Raw genomic sequence first — 20,993 nt, forward strand, 5'->3', positions numbered from 1 at the left:
CACCGCAGAAGTCTGATGAATTTCGTTACGGTTTAGTACAACCGTTTGCAGACTCCACGTCACCGTGGAGCTGCGGTGGAGTCCCTGATCACCAGCCGGGTCTCCAGCGAGGTCGTGGCGCTCACCTCCTGGATGAGCAGATCGACCGCGAGCCGCCCGGCCGCGGCCGTCGGCATGGCCACCGTGGTGAGCTTCGGCCGGTTGAGCCGCCCCGGCACGATATCGTCGATCCCCACCACGCTGACGTCCTGCGGCACGGACAGACCGAGGTCGCCGAGTCCCTCGATGAGCCCGATGGCCACCAGGTCGTTGTAGGCCAGCACGCCGGTCACGCCCGAGTCGCGCACCCGCGCCGCCGCCGCGAACCCGCCCCGCTCGGTGGGCGCGTTGGGGCCGATGACGATCAGCTCGACGTCCGGCACCTGCTCGGCCGCCGTACGGATCTCCGCGCTCGTCCACGACCCCGCGGGGCCCGACACCAGCGCGACCCTGCGGTGCCCGAGCCCGGCGAGGTGCTCGACCGCCAGCCTGGCGCCGTGGCCGACGTCCATGAGCACGGTGGCCGCGCCGCGCAGCCGCCGGTTGATCACCACGAACGGCACCCGCTCGGCCAAGCGTTCGAGCGCCTTGTTGGACGAGCGCGGGCTGCACAGCACCACGCCGTCCACCTGCTTGGAGAACGCCTGGACCAGCTCCTCCTCCACGGCCGGCTCCTCGTCGGTGTCGGCCACGAACAGGTGGTAGTCGCGCTGCCTGGCCGCCGCGTGCGCGGCCTTGATCAGCGGGGGGAAGAACGGGTTGGCGATGTCGGCCACGATCAGCCCGAGGTTGTGCGTACGCCCGGTCGTCAGCGCCCTGGCCGCCCGGTTGGGCCGGTAGCCCAGCTCCTCGGCCACCGTCAGCACCCTGGTGCGGGTGGCCGCGTTGACCATGTGCGGCGCGGAGAACGTCCGGGAGACCGTCGACACGTGGACGCCGGACGCCCGGGCCACATCGCGAATCGTCACTGTCACAGTCGCTCACCCTAACGCAACCGCTTGCAGGGCCCGCTAGACCGGTGAAAGCGCTTGCCACGCGGCTGGTACGGGAAAGCCCGAAGGAAGCCCCAGCTAGACGGCCGGTGACGAAATCCCCTCTTGACGCCTCACCCTTCCTGACACAAAGGTTTAGTGCAACTGTTTGCAGTCTTGAAGGAGCCCCACACGGTGAGCAGAGTCCTCGTCACCGGAAGCGCAGGACGCCTCGGCCGCAGCGTGGTCACCACGCTCGCGGCGGCCGGGCACGAGGTCATCGGGGTCGACAGGACCCCAGGGACACCCGCGGAGGCAGCCGCCACGTTACCGGCCGACCTCACCGACACGGGAGAGACGTTCGAGGTGATGGCGCGGTTCCGTCCTGAGACGGTGATCCACCTGGCCGCCATCGCCACGCCGTTCAGCCATCCCGAGTCGGTGATCTTCAAGGTCAACACGCAGCTCGCGTTCAACGTGTGCGAGGCGTCGCTCGCCCTCGGCGTGGCGGGCGTGGTGGTGGCCAGCAGCCCCACCGTCATGGGGTACGGCGCCCCTGGCGGTTGGGCGCCCCGCTACCTCCCCATCGACGAGGAGCACCCGGTCCTGCCTTGGAACGCGTACAACCTGTCGAAGGTGACCGCCGAGCAGACGATGAAGGCGTTCGCGGCGGCGGGCACGACCAAGCTGGCCGCCGTGCGCCCGTGCTTCGTGATCCCGCCCGAGGAGTGGGCGGGCGCGCCCACGCAGTCCGGCCACACCGTACGCGAGCGGCTCGACCGGCCCGAGCTGGGCGGGGTGTCGCTGTTCAACTACATCGACTCCCGCGACGCCGCCGAGATGATCGCCGTGCTCGCCGAGGCGCTGCCCGAGCTGCCGAACGGCGAGGTGTTCTTCGCCGGCGCCGCCGACGCGCTGGCCAGGAAGCCGCTGGCCGACCTGCTCCCCCAGGTGGTGCCCGGCACCGAGGGCTTCGCCGACGGGCTCACCGGCACCACCCCCGCCTTCTCGACCGCCAAGGCAGAGCGCCTGCTCGGCTGGCAGCCCAAGCGCAGCTGGCGTACCGAACTCAAGGATGAGACCTGATGAAACTCAGCGGTGTGCTGTTCTTCCCCGTGACCCCCTTCGACGCCGGCGGCGCGCTGGCCGAGGACGTGCTGGCCGAGCACGTGCGCAAGGGCATGGAGCACGGCCCCGGCGGCGTGTTCGCGGCCTGCGGCACCGGCGAGTTCTCCGCGCTGTCGGAGGACGAGCACGCCCGGGTGGTGCGGGTGAGCACCGAGGTCGTGGCGGGCCGCGCGCCGGTGTTCGCGGGCGCGGGCGGGCCGATCGGCGCGGCGCTGAACCAGGCGCGGGCCGCTCGTGACGCGGGCGCCGACGGGCTGCTGCTCATGCCGCCCTACCTGGCGCAGGGCCCGGGGCACGGCTTCGAGGCGTACGTGCGGGCCGTGGCCGAGGTGCTGCCGGTGATCATCTACCAGCGCGGCTCGGTCGTGCTCGAACCCGAGACCGTGGTCAGGCTGGCGGAGATCCCCGGCGTGATCGGGCTCAAGGACGGCGTCGGCGACATCGACCGCATGCAGCGCATCGTGCTCGCGGTCCGCGAGAGCCACCCCGGCTTCCTGTTCTTCAACGGACTGCCGACGGCCGAGCTGACCATGCCCGCCTACCGGGGCATCGGCGTGCATCTCTACTCCAGCGCGGTGTTCGCCTTCGCGCCGGAGATCGCGCTGGCGTACCTGAACGGCGACGAGCGGCTGCTCACCGCGTTCTACGCGCCGCTCGTCCGGCTGCGCGGCAAGGTGCCCGGCTACCCGGTGTCGCTGGTCAAGGCCGGCGTACGGCTGCGCGGCCTCGACGTAGGCGGTGTACGCCCGCCGCTGGTCGACGTGACCGACGAGCACCTGGCCGAGCTGGCCGAGCTGATCAAGATCGGGCTGGACCGGGTGACGTCATGACGATCGCGGAGCTGCGTACCGAGCTGCGCACGGCTTCCCTGCCCCGCCCCTGGGGCGCGGACGTGCCGTACAACCATGTGATCGTCACCCACGTGACGCTCAAGGACGGGCGCACCGGCACCGGGTTCTCGTGGACGCCGCAGATCGGCGCGCACGCCGTCAAGGCGCTGCTCGACCACGACATCCGGGAGGCGCTGATCGGCGCGCCCGCCCACCCCGAGGTGGTGTGGGACCTGCTCTGGCGGCACCTGCGCGAGGCCGGGCCTGGCGGGATCACCACGATCGCGCTGGCCGGCGTGGACCTCGCGCTGTGGGACCTGCGCTGCGGCGAGGCGGCGCTGCCCGACGTGCTCGGGCGGCGGCGCGACGAGGTGCCGGTCTACGGCAGCGGCGTCAACCTGCACTACCCGCTGGAGGAGCTGGTCGAGCAGGCCAGGCGCTGGGTGGCGGCCGGCTTCCGCGGCGTCAAGATCAAGGTGGGCCGCCCCGACCTGGCCGAGGACGTCGCCAGGGTCGCCGCCGTCCGCGAGGTGATCGGCCCCGACCGGCTGCTCATGATCGACGCCAACCAGCGCTGGGACCTGCACAGGGCCCGGCGCGCGATGGCCGCGCTGCGCGAGTTCGGCCCGCACTGGATCGAGGAGCCGCTGCCCGCCGACGACGTGGCCGCCCACGTGGAGCTGCGCCGCTCGATCGACGTGCCGATCGCCGTCGGCGAGAACGTCTACACCACCTACGGCTTCCGCGACCTGCTGGCCGCCGGGGCGTGCGACGTGGTGCAGCCGAACGTGGTGCGGGTCGGCGGCATCACGCCGTTCCTGCGGATCGCCGAGCTGGCGCGCACCTACGACGTGCCGGTCTATCCGCACCTGCTGAGCGAGGTGTCGGGACAGCTCGCGCTCTCGCTGCCGCTGCCGGTCATGGTGGAGGACGTCGAGGACGCCTCCTTCGCCCGGCTGGGGCTGCTGGCGGAGCCGTACCCGGTGGCGGTGTCGGACGGCGTGCTGCGCGCGGGCGGGCACGCCGGGCTCGGGCTGAGGTGGTCGTGATGGCGCCGGCCAAGGTCGTCCTCGCGGGAGCCAACGGGCACGGCCGCCACCACCTCGGCATCCTGCGCGACCTGACCGCGCGCGGGCTGGTCGAGCTGGCGGGCGTGTGCGACCTGCAGCCCGTCGAGGTGGACTTCTGCACCCCCCTCCAGTCGCCTGACCTGGGCGAGCTGATCGCCAAGACCGGCGCCGAGTTCACGATCATCTGCACGCCCATCAACACCCACGCCGACCTCGCGATCACCGCGCTGCGCGGCGGCTCGCACGTGCTGCTGGAGAAGCCGCCCGCGCCGAGCATCGAGGAACAGCGCAGGATCGCCGAGGTCGTCGCCGAGACCGGGCTGGCCTGCCAGGTCGGCTTCCAGTCGCTCGGCTCGGCCGCCGTGCCCGCCCTGCGGCGGCTGATCGCGGGCGGCGCGCTCGGCCGGGTGCGCGGCATCGGCGGGTCCGGCGCGTGGGAGCGGCCCTCCTCGTACTTCACCCGCGCCCCCTGGTCGGGGCGGCGCCGGCTGAACGGCGTGGACGTGATGGACGGCGCGCTGACCAACCCGTTCGCGCACGCCACCGCCACCGCGCTGGCCCTCGTGGACGCTCCCGTCGCCGGGATCGAGACCGAGCTCTACCACGCCCACCCCATCGAGTCCGACGACACCTCCTGCGTACGGATCCGGCTGGCGGACGGGCTCGTGATCACCATCGCGGTCACGCTGTGCGCGCCCGAGTCGGTGCCGCGGCACGAGCCTTATCTGGTGGTGCACGGTGACCGGGGGCGGGCGACGCTGACGTACACCAACGACCGGCTCAAGGTGGAGCTGGCCGACGGCTCGGTCACCACGACCGTGCACGGCCGCACGGGGCTGCTGGAGAACCTCATCGACCACGTCCGCACCGGCGCGGAGCTGCTGGCTCCGCTGGCCGTGACCGAGCGGTTCACCCAGGTGGTGGACGCGATCAGGCTCTCGCCCGAGCCGGTGCCGATCCCCGAACGGCACCAGCTCGTCCTCAGGGACGCCGACGGCGAGGTGGCCGGCCGGGTCCTGCCCGGCGTGGTCGAGCTGACCCGGCGCAGCGCCGACGAGCTGGCGCTCTACTCCGAGCTGGACGCGCCGTGGACGCGGGTGGCGCTGCTGGTGTCGGGCGCCGAGGTGGCCGCCTACGACTGGCGTCCCGACCTGCCCGCCACCGACTCGCCGCGCCCCTACCTGCACGGCGTCCGTACGCTCGGCGGCGTGGAGGTCACCCAGGTCAGGCCCGACGACCATGTGCACCATCTGGGGGCCGGGGTCGCGATCTCCGACCTCGGCGGTGCCAACTTCTGGGGCGGGCGCACGTACGTCAGGGACCAGGGGCCGACCTGGCTCGACGATCACGGCACCCAGCGGCACCTGGCCTTCACCCGGCTCGACGACGGCGGCTTCACCGAGTTGCTGGAGTGGGCGGGGCCCGGGGGGCCGCTGGCCCGCGAGGAGCGCACGGTGGCCGCCCGGCCGCTGGGCGAGGCGTGGGCTCTGGACTTCGCGTTCACGCTCACCAACCTCACCGGGGCGCCGCTGAAGGTCGAGAGCTCGGCCACCAAGGGACGGGCCGGCGCCGGATACGGCGGCTTCTTCTGGCGGGCGCCCGGCACCTCCGTCGACCGGGTCACGCTGCCCGGTGACGAGCAGGCCGTGCACGGCAGCCGGCGGCCGTGGGTGGCCATGTCGGGCAGCGCGCCCGACGGGCGCGACTGGACGCTGGTCTTCGTGCAGGCCGACGGGGACCCGTGGTTCGTCCGGGTGGCGGATTATCCGGGGGTGGGTCAGGCGCTGGCCTGGGACACGCCGCTGACCTTCGAGCACACGCTGTCGCGGCGGGTGGTCACGGTCGTGGCGGACGGCCGGCTGACGGCGGACGAGGCTGGGGAGCTGGCGTCCGCCGTCACCTTCTGACGACCACCTCAGGGCTCCGGCGGCACCTCGCCGGAGCCCCCACCCGGCGCGGTCCTGCCTGAGGTGTGGCGGAGGAGGCGGAGGGCGCCGCGGGACAGGGCCGTCAGGATGTCGGCGGCCTCGTCGAGGTCGGGGTAGCGGCCCTCCAGATGGCCCATCGCCAGGGCGTTGGTGGCCGCGTTGATGCCCTCGGCGATCATCTCGAGCCGCCGCCTGTCGCGCTCGTCGTCGGCGGTGTAGCCGAGCGCGGCCAGGTCGGCGGCGTGATGGTCGCGGTAGGCGGCCGCCGTCTCGCGGGCGAAGTCGCGCAGCGATGACGAGGGGTCGTGGCGGGCCCGCAGCTGGATGCGCAGCAGCTCGGGATGGCGGCAGATGGCCTCGAGCGGGATGCGGAACGTCTCGCGGTGACGTTCGAGATCGCCGGGAGCCTCGCGGGCCCTGCGGCGGGCCTCGCGCATGGAGGCGCGCAACCGCTCGCCGCCCTCTTCCGCCAGCACCCTGAGCAACTCCTGCATGTCCTTGAAGTGCACGTAGAAGCTGGACTGCGCGATGCCGGCGGCCTTGGCGACCTTGACCGTGGTCAGGCCCGCCTCGCCCTCCTCGTCGAGGATGGTCAAGGCGGCGCGGATGAGCTTGCGCCTGGTCAGGTCTTTGGCCTCGCTCCTGGTGAGCGGCGTGCTCGTCATCGATCCCCTCCCTCCAGTAACGATTCTCTCGCGGGTCTTGTGCGGAATTTCACCGATAGTACTATCGGTGAAATTGCTCTCGGGGGATCAGCCGGGAGGAGGCGTGGATGAGACGCTGGAGGACGCCGGCCGCACTGCTGCTGGCCGTGACGCTGCTCATGGCCTGCAGCGGGCAACGACCGGTCGCAGGAGGACCACCCGGAGGGGAGCCCGCCGCGACCGGGCCGACCCAGGGCGGACGCCTGGTCTACGCACTCAGCGCCGACGCCAACGGGTTCAACCCGGTCACCGACCAGTTCGCGGCGCAGAGCTACAGCATGGTCGGCACCATCATCGAGCCGCTGGTGAGTGTGGCCGCCGACGGCGACTGGAAACCGTACCTGGCCGAGTCGGTCACGCCGAACAAGACGTACGACGAGTGGACGATCAAGGTGAGATCGGGCATCTCGTTCTCCGACGGCATGTCGCTGACCGGTGACATCGTCAAGGCCAACCTGGAGGCGCAGAAGGCGTCCCCGCTGACGGCCGCGGTCTTCGTGCCGATCAAGTCGTTCGAGCTGGCCGACCCCATGACGGTCAAGGTCGTGCTGAACCAGCCCTGGGTGGCCTTCCCCTACTACCTGTCCACCCAGACCGGCATGATGGTCCCGCCCGCCTCGCTCAGCGACCCCAAGGCGGCCAGCCTCAAACCGGTGGGCACCGGGCCGTTCATCTTCAAGGAGTACGTCCCCGACAACCGCATGGTCGTCACCCGCAACCCCCGCTACTGGCGGCAGGGCCTGCCGTACCTCGACGAGATCGAGTTCCGCATCCTGCCCGACACGCAGACCCGCGCCCAGACCCTCGAAGCGGGCGGCGTGGACGCCATGGGCACCTCACGCGACGAGGACCTCACCAAGTTCGGCGCCATGAAGGACACCTACACCGTGCACCGGGCGCAGGGCATGGCGGTGGCCGAGTACATGTTCCTGCTCAACACCGCCGCCGCGCCGCTCGACGACGTACGCGTGCGCAGGGCCCTGGCCCACGCCACCGACCGCGAGACCGTCATCTCCACCCTGCGCGGCGGCCTGACCCAGCCCGCCGACGGCCCCTGGTCGAAGGACTCCAAGTGGTACACCGAGGGCGGCTACCCCGGCTACGACCCCGCCAAGGCCGCCGCCCTGGTCAAGGAGGTCGAGGCGGAGAAGGGCCCGATCCGCTTCGAGCTGATCTCCACCCCCGACCCCAACACCATGCAGGGCGTCGAGCTGGCCCAGGACATGTGGCGCAAGGCCGGCATCGACGTCACGATCAAGCAGGCCGACCAGGCCGACCTGATCAACCGGGCCATCACCGGCAACTTCGCGGCCACCGTCTGGACCCAGTTCTCCTCGCAGGACCCCGACGGCGAGTACATCTGGATGCACCAGGGCTACGCCAAGCCCGTCGGCGAGGTCTCGCTCAACATGACCAGGCTCAAGGACGACAAGCTGAGCGCCGCCTTCGACCGGGGCAGGGCCGTCGCCGACGAGGCCGTGCGCAAGCAGGCGTACGCCACCGTCCAGGAACGCCTGCGCGAGCTGGTGCCGTACGTGTTCATCGACCACCTCGACACCGGCGCCATCGTGGCGCGGACCAAGGTGCGCGGCATCGGCGAGCACCTGCTGCCCGACGGTGAGAAGGGTCTGCCGCTGACCGGCTCGCCCATCCCGTACCACCCGTTCGGCCAGCTCTGGGTCAGCGAGCGGTGATCCTCCTCCACCGGCTGGTCCGGCTCGCGGTGGTGCTGGTCGTGGTGACCTTCCTGTCGTTCGTGCTGCTCAACCTGCTGCCCGGTGACCCGGTCACGCAGATCCTGGGCCTGTCGGCGACCGAGGAGGCCCGCGCCCAGCTCCGCCAGGAGCTCGGGCTCGACCAGCCGCTGCTGGTGCGCTACGCCGACTGGCTGGGCGGGCTCGCGACCGGCGACTTCGGCACCTCGTACATCACCAGGATGCCCGTCGCCGCCGAGCTGGCCGAGCGGCTGCCCGTCACGCTGGAGCTGCTCGTCGCCGCGCAGCTCATCGCGCTCGGCCTCGCCATCCCCGTCGGCGTGGCCGCCGCCCGCCGCGCCGGCCGCGCCCTCGACCAGGCGCTCACCGCGCTCAGCTTCGCGCTGCTGTCCACACCCGTGTTCGTGCTCGGGGTGCTGCTGATCCTGCTCTTCGCGGTCACCTGGCAGGTGCTGCCGGCGACCGGGTGGACGCCGATCTCGCTCGACCTCGGGTGGAACCTCACCTCCGTGATCCTGCCCGCGGTGACGCTCGGCTGCGGGCAGCTGGCCGTTTATGCGCGGCTGCTGCGTACGGACCTGATCGCCACCCTCCAGGAGGACTACATCACGCTCGCGCGGGCCCGCGGCCTGTCGCCGCGCCGCATCCTGTGGCGGCACGCGCTGCGCCCCTCCGCGATCACCCTCATCACCGCCGTCGGGCTCAACCTGGGCGCGCTCATCGGCGGCACGGTGATCATCGAGACCCTGTTCGGCCTGCCCGGCGTCGGGCGGCTCATCGTCGACTCCATCTTTTCCCGCGACTACCTGACGGTTCAGGGAGGCGTCGTGCTGATCTCGGTCGGCTACGTGGTCGTCAACTTCGCGGTGGACCTGGTGTACGCCGCCGTCGACCCCAGGATCCGGCGTGCGTAGGCGGCCCAGTAGGCGGCCCGGCAGGCGGCCCGGTAGGCGGCCCGGTAGGCGGCCCGGTAGGCGGCTCGGTCCCGCTTTCTGGCTGGCGGCCTGCTGGATCGGGCTCGTGCTGCTCGCCGCCGTGCTCGCCGACCTGCTGCCGCTCGCCCGCTACGACGAGACGCTGGCCGGGCCGCCGCAGTCGGGGCCCAGTGCGGCGCACCCGTTCGGCACCGACGGGCTCGGCCGCGACGTGCTCAGCAGGGTCGTGTACGGCGCCCGCGTCTCGCTCGGCGTGGGCGTCGGCGCCGTCCTGCTCGGCCTCGGCATCGGCGCGCCGCTCGGCATCCTGGCCGGTTACCGCCGCAAGGCCGCCGACGCGGTCATCATGGCGGTCAACGACGTCGCGCAGGCGTTCCCCGCCCTGGTGTTCGCGCTGGCCGTGGTCGCCTTCGCCGGGGCGAGCCTGCGGAACGTGCTCATCGTGCTCGGTGTCCTGGGCATCCCCTCGTGGGTGCGGCTCATCAGAGGGGCCACGCTGACGTTCGCGGAGCGGGAGTTCGTGCTGGCCGCGCGCGTGCTCGGCACCCGCGACCGGCGCATCCTGTGGCGGGAGATCGTGCCGAACGTGGCCGTGCCCGCCGCCTCGTACGCGTTCATCGGCATGGCCGTGGTCGTCGTCGCCGAAGGCAGCCTGGCCTTCCTCGGCCTGTCCGTCCAGGCGCCCACGCCCACCTGGGGCGGCCTCATCAACGAGGGCCGCACGCTGATGGAGACCGCGCCGCACGTGGTGCTGGCTCCCTCCGTGGTGATGTTCCTGACCGTGCTCTCGTTCAACCTGGTCGGGGACCGGTTGCGGTCGCTGACGGACGTCCGCGAGAGCGGCCTGGAGCCGGTGCGACAGGCTCCCGAGATCGCCGCCCCCGCCCCCATCGCTCCCGTGGCTGACGCGCTGCTCCAGGTCGAGGGGCTGCGCACCCACCTCGTCACCCCGCGCGGCCTGGTCAAGGCCGTGGACGGCGTCTCCTTCGCCCTCGACCGGGGCAGGACGCTGGCCATCGTCGGCGAGTCGGGGTCGGGGAAGTCCATGCTGATCCGGTCGATCCTCGGCCTGCTGCCGGGCACCGCCGTACGCGGCGGCCATGTCCTGCTGTCCGGCGACGACCTCACCGCGTACGGGCCCGCCGAGATGCGCTCCGTGCTCGGGCTGCGGCTCGGCACCGTGTTCCAGGACCCCATGACCGCGCTCAATCCCGTCCGCACGATCGGCACCCAGGTCGCCGAGCCGCTCCGGGTGCACCTGCGGATGAGCCGGCGCGAGGCCCGCGACGAGGCCGTCCGCCTGCTCGCCTCCGTCGGCATCCCCGACCCGGCCCGCATGCTGCGCCGCTACCCCCACCAGCTCTCGGGCGGGATGCGGCAGCGGGTCACGATCGCGATGGCGCTGTCGTGCCGGCCCGACGTGCTGTTCGCCGACGAGCCCACCACCGCGCTCGACGTCACCATCCAGGACCAGGTGCTGCGGCTGCTGCACCGGCTGCGCGAGGAGCGGGACATGGCGGTGGTGCTGGTCAGCCACGACCTGTCCGTCGTCGCCCGGTGGGCCGACGAGGTCATCGTCATGTACGCGGGGCGGATCGTCGAGCGCGGGCCCGCCGCCGAGGTGTTCGCGCGGCCCCGCATGCCGTACACCGAGGCCCTCCTCCAGGCCGCGCCCCGCCTGACGGACCCCGTCCACCACCGCCTCCGCGTCATCCCCGGCCGCCCACCCGATCTGGTCGACCTGCCACAGGGCTGCGCCTTCCGCGCCCGCTGCCCGTACGCGACCGCCCGCTGCGCCGAGGATGCGCCCCCACTCCTCACCGACCACCCCCACACCTACGCCTGCTGGCACCCCCGCGCCTCAGCAGGACCCGACTCAACCCTCGACTCCGCACCCTCCTCCGACCTCGCAGAGAGAGGTGAGCCCAGTGGCCGGTGATGGAAACGCGCACCTCCACCCCCACGGCGACGTGTTGCTCCCCCTTCCCCCCGAAAAGAGGCGAGCCCCTGATGGCCGGTAGTGGAAATGCGCACCTCCACCCCCACGGCGACGTGTCGCTCCCCCTTCCCCCCGAAAAGAGGCGAGCCCCTGATGGCCGGTAGTGGAAATACGCACCTTCGGGGCCGTGACGACGTGTTGTTGCGGGTGGAGGATTTGGTGGTGGAGTTTCCCGCCGGCCGAGGTCGCACTGTGCGCGCCGTGTCCGGTGTGAGCTTCGACCTGGCGCGCGGCGAGACCCTGGGCATCGTGGGCGAGTCGGGCTGCGGCAAGTCGAGCGCCGCCCGCGCGCTCGTCCAGCTCCCGCCGCCGCGCTCGGGCTCCGTACGGCTCGACGGGGTGGAGCTGACCGAGCTGCGCGGCGAGGCCCTGCGCAGGACCCGCAGGCGCCTCCAGATGATCTTCCAGGACCCGATCTCCTCGCTCAACCCGCGCCGCCGCGTCCGCGACATCGTCGGCGAGGGCCCCCGCGTCTGGAACCTGCCGGGCGACCGCGTGGACGAGGTGCTGGAAGCCGTCGGCCTGGACCCGGAGACGGCGGCGGTCCGCAGGCCGCACGAGTTCTCCGGCGGGCAGTGCCAGCGCGTCTCGATCGCCAGGGCGCTCGTCCTCGACCCCGAGGTGGTGATCTGCGACGAACCGGTGTCGGCGCTCGACGTGTCGGTGCAGGCGCAGATCCTGGGACTCCTGGAGGACCTCAAGGAGCGTTTCCGGCTCACGCTCGTCTTCATCGCCCACGACCTGGCCGTGGTGAAGAACGTCAGCGACCGGATCATGGTGATGTACCTGGGCAAGGTGTGCGAGCTGGCGCCCAGCGCCGACCTGATCGGCCGGCCGGCGCACCCGTACACGAAAGCCCTGATCGCCTCCATCCCGGGCGGCGGCCTCGACCTGCCGCCCGCCGACATGTTGATCAGCGGCGAGCCGCCGTCGCCGGTCAGCCCGCCGACGGGGTGCCGCTTCCGTACCCGCTGCCCGCGCGCGGCGGCGCGGTGCGCGCAGGAGGAGCCCCAGATCCGGCGGATCGGCGAGGACCACTGGCTGGCCTGCCACTTCCCCGACTGATCACCCACCGAGAACACTGAGAGGTACGACCGCATGGCCATCGACTTCACCCTCGCCCCCGAGCACGAGGAGATCCGCAAGCGGGTCCGCGCGTTCATCCAGGGCACGGTCATCCCCGCCATGGACGAGGTGCAGGAGGGGGACCGCGACGCGTACCTGCGCACGATCTTCCACCTGCGCTCGCTCGCCCAGGAGCAGGGGCTGTGGCTGCCGCACATGCCGAAGGAGTGGGGAGGCATGGGGCTCGGGCACGTCGAGCTGGCCATGGTGCAGTCGGAGGCGGCCAAGACCCGCATCGGCCCGTGGGTGCTCAACTGCCAGGCCCCCGACGAGGGCAACATGCACACGCTCCTGCACTGGGCGAACGACGAGCAGAAGGAGAAGTACCTCCGGCCGCTCCTGGAAGGCAGGAAGATGTCCTGCTTCGCCATGACCGAGCCGGAGGTGGCCGGTTCCGACCCGACGCTGATCCGTACGGAGGCCGTGCAGGACGGGGACGAATGGCTCATCAACGGTCACAAGTGGTTCATCTCGAACGCGCGGCGAGCCAACTTCGCGATCCTCATCGCCCGTACCGAGAAGGACGTCCCGGAGGGGTCGCGGGGCGCCAACACCGCGTTCCTCATCGACCTGCCCAACCCGGGCTGGAACGACGTCCGCGAGGTGGAGACCATGCACGGCTCCACCGGTCACAGCGAGATCGTCATCAAGGACCTGCGCGTGCCGTCCAGCGCCATCCTCGGCGGGCGGGGCAACGGGCACCGGCTCGGGCAGTATCGGCTCGGCCCGGCCCGGCTGGCCCACTGCATGCGCTGGATCTCCCAGGCCGAGACGGCCCTCGACATGATGGTGGACCGCGCGCTCAACCGCTACAGCCACGGCTCGCTGCTGGCCGAGAAGCAGGGCATCCAGTGGATGATCGCCGACTCGGCGATGGAGCTCTATCAGTGCAAGCTCATGGTCCTGCACGCCGCTTCGAAGATCGACAAGGGCGAGGACTTCCGTACGGAGGTTTCCATGGCCAAGCACTTCGTCGCCAACAGCCTCAACCGGATCATCGACCGCGCGATCCAGGTGCACGGCGCGCTCGGCTACTCCACGGACACGCCGCTGGCCCACATGTTCCAGCACGCCCGGTGGGCCCGTTTCGCCGACGGGGCCGACGAGATCCACCAGATGCGCATCGCCGAGCGCACCATCGCCGCCTACCAGGCCACCGGCTCCACCTCGGCCGCCACCGGGGACCTGCCGTTGTAGGCCCGCACCCTCAGACGCTCACCCGGGGCGCCGGCAACGGCACGATCTCCCGGTCGTAATAGGCCCGGAAGTCCTCACCCGCCGCGAACAGCTTGTCCAGCTCGCCGTGGCAGGCCTCGATCACTTCCCGGTCGTCGATCCGCCGCGCCCCGCTGTGCGTCCCAGCCTCGTCGTACGTCACCTCGTACATCACCACGGTTCCCAGCACCACCAGCTCCGGCAGCCGCCGCCCGCCCTCCAGCTCGGCCACCTCGCCCGCGTCGAGCACCCGTACCTGCTCGACGGTCGCCACCCGCAGCGCCAGCACGTGCATCTCCCACTGCAGGTACGGCGTGACCGGCTGCTCCACGATCCTGATGCGGCGGCGCAGGAAGTTCTCGGCCGGGCGCTCGCACTCCCGCATCAGCCCGCCCCGGCTGTCGAACAGGCCGATGGGCTTGTCGTCGATGAGCTTGAGCGAACGATCCCAGTCGCCCTCCATCATCGCGACCCAGCTCGGCTCCCCGGCCTCCCGAAAGCTTTGGATGCGCTCCAGCTTCCAGAACACGTCATCAATTTTCCGGAAATTAGGCCAGAAGTCGTCGAGATATTCATCCGCACTCAGCAAGACGCCCGGTATCTCATGAATGCGCTCAAGCATGAGAAAATATCCCTTGTTACGCAAGCAGCCTGCCCACCGAACAACCAGACATCACGCCAGAACCCGGTCACCACTCTCGCAGGCATTCGCTCATATCCGCAGGTCAAGTCCCTGCCTATCACCACGAAGCCCCCTTGTCGAGCGTCCCCACCCACCCCCGGCAAATCCCACCCCCTGCCTCCAGACGCCCCCGGGCCAGCCCCCGCAGCCTTTCCCGAAGTACGCCCGGCGAGCTCTCGCGCTGTCCCGATGTGCAACCCCGGCGCTCCCCGCAGCCCTTCTCCTGGGCCACCCCGGCGCTCCCCGCAGCCCTTCTTCCGGTGCGCCCCGGCGAGCCCTGCGACCTTTCTCCAGGCACACGCCCCAGCCCAGCCGATCGCCCACGATTACCACTAATCAACCGGAAAGCCGCATTTCCCCAAAAATCCGGACCTGGGATTCGGCCGGGCATGGAAACTTGCCGGCCGCTGCCGGGCAGGTGCCCACCCCCGGCAGCGGCCGTGCTTCGTACCCCCCAGACGCCACACCTCTGGCCAGGTTCAGCGGCCGTGGCGGGCGGCCTCGGTGGCGACGGTCTGGATGGCCTTGACGGCGACCTCGGGCTGGTCGACGTAGATGTAGTGCTCGCTCTTCTTGGCCACGGTCAGGCGGCTCTGCCGGGACAGGGCCAGCCACTTGCGCTGACCGGCGGTCCACGCCCGCTCCAGCTTCGGCCCGTACGTCGGGAGCGCCGCGAGGTACGGCTTACCGTGCTTGATCACCTCGACCGGGATGTTCCCGGCGTAGCGCACCTTACCGTCGGGAACGACCAGCATCTCGGGGTTCTGCCCCTGGAAGACCGCGAGGTTCTGCGCCCGCAGCTCGGCCGCCGGGCCCTTGGCCGACGCCGGGATCGCCTTCTTGACGTCGCGCAGCATGGTGGAGGGGGTGGCGTCCAGCAGCACCAGGCCCTTGACCCGGTCGCGGTGCTCGGGGGCGTACCGGGCGGCGATGAGCCCGCCCAGCGAGTGCCCGGCCAGCACGACCGGCTGCCTGCCCGCGACCCGGTCGAGCACCCCGGTCAGGATCTTGCCCGTGCTGGCGAAGGTCTGCTTGCCGGACGGCTTGTCGCTCGCGCCCTCGCCGAGCCGGTCGTACGAGCAGACCCGGTTCTTCTTGCTCAGCGTCTTCTGCAGCTTGGCCAGCTTGTCCAGCCCGTCACCCATGCCCGCCAGCAGCACGATGACCGGCTTGCGCCCCTTGGCCGGCCGCCCCGAGCACGACACGTTCACCGACTTGGCCGCGACCTTGATCTTCTTGGTGCCGACGAACGGGTCCGCGACGCGCTTCCCCCCGGAGAACGGATCCCAGCTCGCCATGTTGGTGTTCGCGAACGGGTCCCACTCCTCGGCAGCGGCGGCCGGCCCCGCGGCGGCCCCCAGGCCGACGGCGGCGCACAGGGTGATCACAGCGGCTGCCTTGAACGTCCGGATCATGTCATCCTCCCAAGCGAGTCTCAGTCCGCCGGCCTGACCGACCGACGGTGCCGGCGGCCGCTTAGTCGGCTCGCCCCCGACACCCCAAACGCTATGGATCCGACCCCCTGCCGGTCGTCACCACACGGTGGACAACTGCGCGTAGCTCGCAAGGGGGACAAGCCCCGACCACCCCAAGAAACTCACCGAACAACCACCCCCCACCACCCCAGCACACACCGTGAACCGCACCCCACCACCCCAGCACACACCCTGAACCGCACCCCACCACCCCAGCCACACACCCTGAACCCGCACCCCAACACCCCAGCCACACACCCTGAACCCGCACCCCAACACACCAGCCCCAGACCCGCAACCCCCACCCCCATACTCTGCACCGGCACCCCTAACACCCCAGCGCCAGCGCCAGCGCCCTGCGGACCCGCATCCCCAACGCCCAACCTGACCAGCGCCCTCACACCCACGTAGGCGGGGGCAACCCGCCCCAGGGACCACTCCCACCTCCCGGCGGACCCGTCGTACACCGTCATCCGGCTGGGAGGAGGTAGCGGTGGAGGATGGGGTGCCAGCGGTTGGCGGGTTGGGCGCGCAGGGCGGCGACGGCCAGGCAGTATTTGCTCACGCTGACCGGGCGCACCCCGAGGCCGCGTAGCACCTTGTCGGCCAGCGCGCGGCCGTCCACCGACTTCGACTCCAGCAGGACCAGGTCGCCACGGGCGGGGGCGCGGCGGTGGCCGTCACGGCACACCAGGCCGGTGTCGCAGGTGAGGCGGGCGCCACCCGACTGGTCGATGAAAGTCACCCGTCTGTAGTCGGTGGCCAGCACCGGTTGCAGCGGCTCGGGTGCGACGAGGTGCAGCTCTTTGAGTAGTGTGTCGCGGGCGAAGTCGAGCGCCTCCTCGGTGAGCGGCTGCCCAGGAGCGCCGTCGTACGGGATGCGGTGTTTGTCGGTGCTGCCCCTGGCGCCGCTCAGCTTGAGCTCCAGCCAGTGGCCGCCACCGTCGAGGTAGGTCCTGGTGCGGAGCTTGAACCGGCGCCGGCGATCCTGCCGGTGGTGGTGGTAGGTGAGCAGGTCGGGGGTGTCGTAGTAGGTGGAGGTGTAGCGGAACTGACGGCGGCCGTCGATGCGCAGCACCTGGAACCGGTCGCCCAGCTCGGCGGCCAGGTGGGACATGGTGGCGGCCGTCACGATGTATTTGCGGTCGACCCGGCTCATGAGCTGGGGGACGTCGTCCAGCTCCATGCCCGGCAACCGGGCCGCGACCCCGGCGAGCAACGCGTCGGCGTAGGGCCGCCCGACGAACCCCTCCCCCCGCCGTACGTGGACCTGCGTCTCGTCGGCGGACCGGCCGTGCTCCGACGCGGACGCGAGGCTCGCGAACGGCAGGCCCCCATCGCCGGGCGACAGGCCCCGATCGCCGGGCGGCAGGCCCCGATCGCCGGGCGGCAGGCCACGGGCCCCAGGTATGCGGCACCCGGTGGACGGCAGGTTGGGGGTGGACCCGCAGGCGGTGAGGGGCGCTCGATGGATGGTCGGCATCAGCGGGCTCCTACGCCGAGGGGCGGGGTGGAGGCGAAGCGGACGTCGACCACCGTCACGTCGCGTACGTAGTCCACCTGCGTCACCTCCCACTGCAGCACCTTCGCCCGCAGCCGGCTCTCCAGGTCGGCACGGAGCAGGTCGGGGTCGGCGTGGACGACGTCGAGGGTGACGACCTGATGTCGGGTGCGGCCGAGGACCTGGGGGTGGTCGGCGACGTAGATGACGGTGAGGAGGACGGCGTTCAGCAGGAGGGCGGTCAACGGCCACGACGCGCCGGCGATGCCGTTGACCAGGCCCAGCACGATCGCGATGAAGTAGTAGGCGATCTCCTGCTGGGTGATCTCGCTCGACCGCAGGCGGATGATGGACAGCACCCCGAACAGGCCGAACCCGACGGCGATGTCGACCCGCTGGACCAGCAGCAGGGACACGACGGCGAAGATGCCCACGTTGAGGGCGATGTAGGCGAACAACAGATCACGGCGGTGGTGTCGGCGGTAGTAGAGCCCATAGGCGAGTACGAGGATCGCCACGAGGTCCATCGCCAGTCCGGCTGCCAAGGCTGCTCCTTTCGTTGGCTTCCTGGTGAACAGCTTGGTAGGCGGGGGTGAGGTGGAAGTGAGGCGATGATGAGGCGACTCTCATCCAGCGCCGGCATGACGTGCGCAGTGACCGACGAGCGGTGGCCGGCGAAGGCGGTGACCTGGGAGCGGACGCGCGATCGGCGAACGGGTGCGGCTGACGAGCGGGCGGCAGATCCGATCAGGCGGCTCATACGGGAGCGTAGGCGGCTCGCCTGTCGCTTCCTCCTGCGATCAGGCAGTTCGCAGGCAGCGGCCCCGCCGGCAGGCGTGTGCGGTCGCCACTGCGGGCAGGGCAGGCCCAACCTCGTGCGATGAACGGGGCGGTCAGGCGGCTCCCGTTCGGTGGCCGGCGCCATCAGGCGGCTCCCGTTCGGTGGCCGGCGCCATCAGGCGGCTCCCGTTCGGTGGCCGGCGCCATCAGGCGGCTCTCATGCAGCCGCGTTGCGGGCAGGCCGCAGCGCGGGCGATGGCCGGGAGTCAGGCGATTCGCATGCGGTAGCCGGTGCCGCGGACCGTTTCGATGCGTTCGGGGCCGATTTTGCGGCGGAGGTAGCGGACGTAGACGTCCACGACGTTGGAGCCGGGGTCGAAGTCGAAGCCCCACACGTGGCTCAGCAACTGCTCACGGGTGAGGACCTGGTCGGGGTGGCGGCAGAAGATCTCGGCCAGCGCGAACTCGCGGGTCGACAGATCGACCGCCCGATCCCCCACGTACACCCGCCGCGTCCGCAGATCGAGCGACAAGTCCGACACCCGCAGCACGGTCACCTCAGGTGTACGGTCGGCGCGCAGCCGCAGCCGCACCCGGGCCAGCAGTTCCTCGAAGGCGAAGGGCTTGGCGATGTAGTCGTCGGCCCCGCCCTCCAGCCCGGCCACGGTGTCGCTGACACTGTCGCGCGCGGTAAGGATGATCACGGGGATGGTGACCATGGCCTCGCGCAGACGCCGCAGCACGGTGAACCCGTCGCTGCGCGGCAGCCCGATGTCGAGGATGAGCAGGTCGAACCCGCCCGCAGCGGCCAGATCGTACGCCGCCACCCCGTCGCCCACCGCGGCCGTCACGAAGCCGTTGGCCCGCAGCCCCTTCTCCACGAAGGCCGCGATCCTGGCTTCGTCCTCGGCGATCAAGATGCGGTTCATCCGAGCCTCCACAACTCCCACATCGGCAGGGACATGACAAAGCAGGCGCCACCGCCGGGCGCGTCGATCACGCGGACGTGGCCGCCGTGGGCCTGGGCGATGGAGCGCACGATGGCGAGGCCCAGCCCGGCCCCGTCGTGCGCGCCGGTGCGGCCGGCCCCACGGACGAACCGGCCGAAGATGCGCTCGCGCTCGGCGGTCGGGACGCCGGGCCCGCTGTCGCGTACCCACAGCTCGACGCGGCCGTCGCGGACGGCGGAGCCGACGGCGATGAGGTCGCCGTCGGCGGTGTGGCGCACGGCGTTGGCGACGAGCTGCATGAGCGCCTGGGTGAGCCGCTGCCGGTCGGCGGGCAGCTTGGCCTCGGCCACCTCGTCGACCCGCCAGGTGCGGGCGCCGAGCGCGCGGGCCTTGGCGACGACGCTGACCGTGAGGTCGGCCAGCTCGACGTTGTCGAGCGCGAGGAAGCCGGGCTGCTCGGCCTTGGCGAGGGTGAGCAGGTCGTCGACGATGCGGTTCATGCGGTCGAGCTCGTCGGTGACGAGGGCGAGGGTCTCGGCGCGGTCGGCGGGGTCGTCGCCCATCAGCTCGAGGTGGCCGCGGATGACGGTGATGGGGGTGCGCAGCTCGTGTCCGGCGTCGTCCATGAAGTGCCGCTGCACGACGAACGCCTGCTCCAGCCGGTCGAGCATGTGGTTGAACGTCGCCGCGACCGCCGCCACGTCGTCGTCGCCGGGCACGTCGAGCCTGCGGGTCAGGTCGGTGGAGTCGCTGATCTGCTCGGCGGTCTGCCTGACCAGCCGGAGCGGCGCGAGCACCTGCCCGGCCACGAGCCAGCCGGCCGCCCCGGCCAGCGCCATAGCAGCGAGCGCGGACAGCCCGAGCACGCGTACGGCGTCCACGATCTCGTCGCGGTGCCTGTCGTAGAAGATGGCCACGACGAAGTGCCCCTGGCGGGCGTCGCCCGACACGGTGACCGGGATGACCGCGTATTGGACCGTTCCCCGGCTGGTCTCGACCTCGTCGCGCTCGACGCGCGTGGCCTCGGCCATGTCGGCGACCAGCTCCGCGTCGCCGTCGAGCGGGACCGGCGGCGGCACGGAGGTGGCGCGGTCGGCGCGGCCGTCGACGATGCTGAAGAACGTCTCCCATCGGTCGGGCGCGTTGACCGCGAGGTAGCCGGTCAGCAGGTCGCGCACGTCGGTGACCTTGCGCCCGGTCCGCTGGTCGAGGGCGGTGGCGGCGTAGCGGCGCAGCTTGTCGACCTCGTTGCCGAGCTCGTGGGTCATGCGGTCGTCGAGCCGGGCGAGCAGGATGGTCCAGGTGGCGAAGATCGCGACGGCGAGTGCGAGGCCGACGACGGCGAGCATCCAGCCCACGATCCGGGCACGGGCGCTCACCCGCATGTGGCCTCCTCGTCAGTCGTCGTCACCGGCGTCATCACCGGCGTCGTCACCGTCGTCATCATCGCCCCCGTCGTCGTCATCGGCGAAACCGCCGCCTCCGCGCCGCGGCGGAGGCGGCGCGACCGGCTCGGCCCTGGACCTGCGCTCGGCGGCGGCCCGCTCGCTCACCCGCGGCTCCGCATCAGGGGTGCCGTCCCGGGCGGACGGAGACCCCTCGGACGGGGAGGCCGCGGACGGCGAGGAGCCCGACGGCGAAGACGAGGAGGGCGACGGCGAGGACGAGGAGGAGGGCGACGGCGACGGTGTGGAGGCCCGCGTCGACGAGGTCAGCGACCCCGGGGGCTCGGGCGTGACGACGATGGGCCCGCCCAGGTCGGCCCCCTGATCGGCGGCCCGCACCAGCCCCACCGACATGAACCCGACCGCCGCGGCCCCCAGAACGAGGAGGATCACCGTGCCCCGATGTCTCATGCCCCGACCCTGCCGCCCTTCGAGGAGACCACGCTGAGGCCCAGATGAGAAACCTCTCATCTAAAGCGGTGAAGCGCCGGGTCAAGACGC

The 20,993-nt window shown here is 71.4% G+C and carries 19 protein-coding genes; 10 read left to right on the forward strand and 9 right to left on the reverse strand.

The features are described from left to right. Positions 1-59 precede the first annotated feature (59 nt). The gene (locus AB0K18_RS15270) at positions 60-1,013 is read right to left on the reverse strand and encodes a LacI family DNA-binding transcriptional regulator (protein WP_364555327.1); all 954 of its coding nucleotides are present in this window, start codon (positions 1,011-1,013) and stop codon (positions 60-62) included. A 192-nt stretch (positions 1,014-1,205) separates the two neighbouring features. On the opposite strand from AB0K18_RS15270, the gene AB0K18_RS15275 reads away from it, so the two are divergent. From AB0K18_RS15275 to AB0K18_RS15290, 4 genes are read left to right on the forward strand one after another with little or no spacing between them, the layout of a single operon-like run. Then, positions 1,206-2,096, forward strand: a complete 891-nt coding sequence (locus tag AB0K18_RS15275) for an NAD(P)-dependent oxidoreductase (protein WP_364914612.1) — start codon at positions 1,206-1,208, stop codon at positions 2,094-2,096. After that, positions 2,096-2,968, forward strand: coding sequence for a 5-dehydro-4-deoxyglucarate dehydratase (locus AB0K18_RS15280; RefSeq protein WP_364914613.1), 873 nt, complete (start codon positions 2,096-2,098; stop codon positions 2,966-2,968). The genes AB0K18_RS15275 and AB0K18_RS15280 overlap by 1 nt, the downstream gene beginning before the upstream one ends. Next, complete coding sequence (locus AB0K18_RS15285; RefSeq protein WP_364914614.1) at positions 2,965-4,017, forward strand: mandelate racemase/muconate lactonizing enzyme family protein; 1,053 nt, start codon at positions 2,965-2,967, stop codon at positions 4,015-4,017. Before AB0K18_RS15280 ends, AB0K18_RS15285 begins: the two co-directional genes overlap by 4 nt. Then, positions 4,017-5,945, forward strand: coding sequence for a DUF6807 family protein (locus AB0K18_RS15290; RefSeq protein WP_364914615.1), 1,929 nt, complete (start codon positions 4,017-4,019; stop codon positions 5,943-5,945). Before AB0K18_RS15285 ends, AB0K18_RS15290 begins: the two co-directional genes overlap by 1 nt. An 8-nt stretch (positions 5,946-5,953) precedes the next feature. On the opposite strand, the gene AB0K18_RS15295 is transcribed toward AB0K18_RS15290, so the two are convergent. Continuing rightward, positions 5,954-6,631 carry a TetR family transcriptional regulator gene (locus AB0K18_RS15295; protein WP_355411763.1) on the reverse strand — a complete coding sequence of 226 codons (678 nt, stop codon included), beginning with the start codon at positions 6,629-6,631 and terminating at the stop codon, positions 5,954-5,956. A gap of 107 nt (positions 6,632-6,738) precedes the next feature. On the opposite strand from AB0K18_RS15295, the gene AB0K18_RS15300 reads away from it, so the two are divergent. The 5 genes from AB0K18_RS15300 to AB0K18_RS15320 all read left to right on the forward strand — a co-directional run bounded on the left by AB0K18_RS15300 (position 6,739) and on the right by AB0K18_RS15320 (position 13,641). Further along, positions 6,739-8,364, forward strand: a complete 1,626-nt coding sequence (locus AB0K18_RS15300; protein ID WP_364914616.1) for an ABC transporter substrate-binding protein — start codon at positions 6,739-6,741, stop codon at positions 8,362-8,364. Then, positions 8,361-9,299, forward strand: coding sequence for an ABC transporter permease (locus AB0K18_RS15305; protein ID WP_364914617.1), 939 nt, complete (start codon positions 8,361-8,363; stop codon positions 9,297-9,299). The genes AB0K18_RS15300 and AB0K18_RS15305 overlap by 4 nt, the downstream gene beginning before the upstream one ends. 106 nt (positions 9,300-9,405) lie before the next feature. Beyond that, a complete protein-coding gene (locus AB0K18_RS15310) occupies positions 9,406-11,259 on the forward strand; it encodes a dipeptide/oligopeptide/nickel ABC transporter permease/ATP-binding protein (protein WP_364914618.1) in 1,854 nt (617 codons plus the stop codon). A gap of 261 nt (positions 11,260-11,520) precedes the next feature. Further along, positions 11,521-12,384, forward strand: coding sequence for an oligopeptide/dipeptide ABC transporter ATP-binding protein (locus tag AB0K18_RS15315; RefSeq protein ID WP_364914619.1), 864 nt, complete (start codon positions 11,521-11,523; stop codon positions 12,382-12,384). Between the two features lie 33 nt (positions 12,385-12,417). Further along, the gene (locus AB0K18_RS15320) at positions 12,418-13,641 is read left to right on the forward strand and encodes an acyl-CoA dehydrogenase family protein (RefSeq protein ID WP_364914620.1); all 1,224 of its coding nucleotides are present in this window, start codon (positions 12,418-12,420) and stop codon (positions 13,639-13,641) included. A gap of 10 nt (positions 13,642-13,651) precedes the next feature. Here the strand turns inward: AB0K18_RS15320 and AB0K18_RS15325 are convergent, their stop codons facing one another. The 7 genes from AB0K18_RS15325 to AB0K18_RS15355 form a co-directional block, all read right to left on the reverse strand. Further along, positions 13,652-14,281, reverse strand: coding sequence for a DUF6879 family protein (locus AB0K18_RS15325; protein WP_364914621.1), 630 nt, complete (start codon positions 14,279-14,281; stop codon positions 13,652-13,654). Between the two features lie 539 nt (positions 14,282-14,820). Beyond that, positions 14,821-15,756: an alpha/beta fold hydrolase gene (locus AB0K18_RS15330; RefSeq protein ID WP_364914622.1), complete on the reverse strand. Its 936-nt coding sequence runs from the start codon at positions 15,754-15,756 to the stop codon at positions 14,821-14,823. 529 nt (positions 15,757-16,285) lie between these two features. Further along, positions 16,286-17,299: a polyphosphate polymerase domain-containing protein gene (locus AB0K18_RS15335; protein WP_364914623.1), complete on the reverse strand. Its 1,014-nt coding sequence runs from the start codon at positions 17,297-17,299 to the stop codon at positions 16,286-16,288. Beyond that, positions 17,299-17,844 (reverse strand): DUF4956 domain-containing protein, encoded by a 546-nt coding sequence (locus tag AB0K18_RS15340; RefSeq protein WP_364914663.1) that lies wholly within the window; start codon positions 17,842-17,844, stop codon positions 17,299-17,301. Before AB0K18_RS15340 ends, AB0K18_RS15335 begins: the two co-directional genes overlap by 1 nt. 519 nt (positions 17,845-18,363) lie before the next feature. Further along, positions 18,364-19,026, reverse strand: coding sequence for a response regulator transcription factor (locus tag AB0K18_RS15345; protein WP_364914624.1), 663 nt, complete (start codon positions 19,024-19,026; stop codon positions 18,364-18,366). Beyond that, positions 19,023-20,432, reverse strand: a complete 1,410-nt coding sequence (locus AB0K18_RS15350) for an ATP-binding protein (protein WP_364914625.1) — start codon at positions 20,430-20,432, stop codon at positions 19,023-19,025. The genes AB0K18_RS15345 and AB0K18_RS15350 overlap by 4 nt, the downstream gene beginning before the upstream one ends. Before the next feature lie 12 nt (positions 20,433-20,444). Then, entirely contained in the window at positions 20,445-20,600 is a 156-nt protein-coding gene (locus AB0K18_RS15355) for a hypothetical protein (RefSeq protein ID WP_364914626.1), read from the reverse strand. Positions 20,601-20,619: 19 nt separating this feature from the next. Between AB0K18_RS15355 and AB0K18_RS15360 the strand changes: the two genes are divergently transcribed. Next, the gene (locus tag AB0K18_RS15360) at positions 20,620-20,817 is read left to right on the forward strand and encodes a hypothetical protein (RefSeq protein ID WP_364914627.1); all 198 of its coding nucleotides are present in this window, start codon (positions 20,620-20,622) and stop codon (positions 20,815-20,817) included. The last annotated feature ends 176 nt before the right edge of the window (positions 20,818-20,993 follow it).

Origin of the sequence: Nonomuraea sp. NPDC049421 (genome assembly GCF_040677005.1) — a bacterium.
GTDB classification, from domain to species: Bacteria; Actinomycetota; Actinomycetes; order Streptosporangiales; family Streptosporangiaceae; genus Nonomuraea; species Nonomuraea salmonea.